This is a genomic window from Mycobacterium sp. ZZG (genome assembly GCF_054786995.1).
On record NZ_JBTBFV010000131.1, the window covers coordinates 1 to 2,755 of the forward strand.

Sequence of the window (2,755 nt, forward strand, 5' to 3'; positions counted from 1 at the left end):
ATTACAACGCCAATCGGCCCCACTCCGCCCATGGCGACCGCACCCCAGCCGAGTTTGCCCTACAGTGGGCCGCGACCCATCAACCGAAAGTCGCATAACGACTGGACCACCAAACGGGTCCCTCTCACCCGCACAACACCCGGCGTTCAACTTCGACAGCATGTCGCAGGCACTTGCCGAGATCATTACCGGCAGTGAGCCGCAGTTCGCGGTAGGCATCTTCGGCGGATGGGGCTCGGGGAAGAGCACGCTCATGGAAGCGATCAAGCGGCGCGTCGAGCCGACCGACGCGGTGGTCGTCGACTTCAACGCCTGGCGGTATGAGCGCGAACCACACCTTATCGTCCCGCTGCTGGACACCATCCGTGCCGGACTGTCCCAGTGGGCTCTCAGCCGACCGACGGACGAACGAAGTGAATCAATCAAGATCGTCGCCACCCGGATCGGGCGCGTGATTCGTGCACTGGTTCGCGCCACTTCGGTCCAAGTCGGCATACCGGGGGCCGTGACGATCGCGATGGACCCCGACAAGGCGCTTCAGACGATCAACGGTGACAACGATGACGAGACGAGCAGTCCACAATCGTTGTACTTCGCGGCCTTTGAGCAATTGCGTGACGCATTCGAACGAGTTGAACGAGCAGGATTGTCGCGCATCATCGTGTTCGTCGACGATCTGGATCGCTGCCTACCGGAGCGTGCATTGACGGTCCTTGAATCGATGAAGTTGTTCTTCGACACCAAGGGCTTCGTCTTCGTCGTCGGGCTCGACGAGCGTGTGGTGCAAACGGCGGTTCGCACGAAATTCGCTGGATCAGCCGACGGGAACACGGAAATCGATCAGCGGGTCGAACAGGAGTACCTCAACAAGATCTTCCAGCTGCCCTACACACTGCCCAAAATCGCGCCCGCTCAACTAGAGGAGCTGCTGTGGTGGCTGCAGGCCCACGGTTCGTTGGGAGAAGGCCAGCGCACGGATCTCACGGACCGTGTGAAGAACTACCTGTACTACGTCGCGAAAGAGGGACGGATCAATCCACGAGAGGTGAAGCGGTACATCAACGCCTACACACTGCAGCGAATGATCCGGCAGAACCTGAACCCCAATACGACCCTGGCGCTGCAGACCATCAACTTCCGTGGTGACTGGAACAAGTTCTACGACGACATCGTGCTTGCCGAACCGGACGTCTTCCTCGAGATTCTGCGCAGCTTTCGGCATGGCGAGGATTCGGCCTTCGACGACGTGTGGCCAGAAGTCGGGGTTTTGCCCACGGAATTATCCGCCTTCCTGCGTTCTCCCCTTGTCGAGCAGTTGGCAATGGAACACAACATCGAGCCCTACGTCTCGGCGCTTGAAACCACGAGAACGACACAAACGTGGGTGCAAGACGCAATGCGCGACGTCGGACGGCTTCGACGACACTGTCGCGACGTACCCGATCAGCTGGAATACGGGAGCACCGATGCCCGTGCAATCGTGGAGCAGGCGAAAGACCTCCTCGGTCGTCTAGAAAAGTACGCCCATCTGAATCTTGCCGGGAACTCGACCGGGCGGTTGACGTCGTCGATCGAGAAACTGCAGAACCAATTCCAGATTCTGACATTCTCTGCACGTCCTGGTACCGAAGCGGCGACCGCAACAATTGGTGAGTGGAAGTCGGCGACGGCGGCTCACGTCAACGCGCTTCAAGAAGAACTTCGACTCATCCGCCGCGCTTCCGCGGTTGGAGCCACATGATCTAACGGGTAGCGAGCCACGGCATCGCGCTTGGCATTCGAGGCGGCCTGTCGATGGACCTCCCTACCGAAGACCCATCCGAGTACATCACCAAGCACACCGCCACATACACTCCGACGAGCACGACCGCCAGCCCCTCTGCCAACCGCGGGCCCGGAAGGACCGGCGTTCGCGTCATCCCTTTCGTGGCCATCCATGTAACGACTTCAGTCAGACGGCAAGCCGACGCACGACCGAGGCGGCGTGGTCTTCGGCGTTCATGCCGTCGAAGGTCCGATCCACCCAGTACTTGCCGTGCGCTCCGGTGACGACGAACTTCAGCGCGGACACGAGCGTCATGACGATTCCGGGGATGTTCATCAGCATTGCGGGAAGGCTGATCGGGCCGGACGTTTGGTTGAGCGGACCGGGAGTGACCATGCCGAGGATCGACGACAGCGCGCCCGATCCTGGACCTGCGTTGCCGTTCAGGCCGAGCAAGCCCGAGCCGATCGTGTTCGCCGGCGCGGTGAGGCCGAAATTGCCGCCACCCAGGGGGATACCGGTCAACCATGTGAACAAATACTCGACGAAGGCCGGAGACAGCTCCATCCGCGTGAGAATGTCGTACAGCGCGGGCAGCAGTGCGGTCGCCTCGGAATACATGTCACCGTTGATCGTGTACGACCATTCCCGGTCTCGGTAGATCTCGGGTGTGTAGACGCCGGAGATGCCGGCACCGCCTGGATCGGGGCCTCCTAGTTTTGTGACACCGGGCGGCCGGCCGGGCGAACCGAAGGTGAACACTCCGACGATCTCACTCTGGCGATCGGCCGGCCACGCATGCAGGAAACGGACAACGACGTCGGCCCCCATCGAGTAGCCGGAAAGAAACTTCGGCCGCGGATGGTCAAGTCCATGGGCGTGGTGTACGACGCTGTCGTGTGATTCTTCGAGTTAATGGTTCAGGCGGTCAGTGCCGCGGGGGTGGCCTCCTGTTCGGTCGGGGTGTCGTTGACGGCGCGTGATTTGCTG

Annotated in this window: 2 protein-coding genes; one reads left to right on the forward strand and one right to left on the reverse strand. The window is 60.9% G+C overall.

What is annotated here, in order from left to right:
• Positions 1 to 160 precede the first annotated feature (160 nt).
• Complete coding sequence (locus ACXMYJ_RS28885) at positions 161 to 1,741, forward strand: KAP family P-loop NTPase fold protein (RefSeq protein ID WP_460359523.1); 1,581 nt, start codon at positions 161 to 163, stop codon at positions 1,739 to 1,741.
• A 210-nt stretch (positions 1,742 to 1,951) separates the two neighbouring features.
• On the opposite strand, the gene ACXMYJ_RS28890 is transcribed toward ACXMYJ_RS28885, so the two are convergent.
• The gene (locus tag ACXMYJ_RS28890) at positions 1,952 to 2,596 is read right to left on the reverse strand and encodes a hypothetical protein (protein ID WP_460359524.1); all 645 of its coding nucleotides are present in this window, start codon (positions 2,594 to 2,596) and stop codon (positions 1,952 to 1,954) included.
• Positions 2,597 to 2,755: the final 159 nt, after the last annotated feature.

Excerpts from the sequence above, each read along its gene's own strand:
- ACXMYJ_RS28885 (WP_460359523.1), top strand. The coding sequence starts at position 161 with ATGTCGCAGGCACTTGCCGAGATCATTACCGGCAGTGAGCCGCAGTTC.
- ACXMYJ_RS28890 (WP_460359524.1), bottom strand. The coding sequence starts at position 2,596 with ATGGGGGCCGACGTCGTTGTCCGTTTCCTGCATGCGTGGCCGGCCGAT.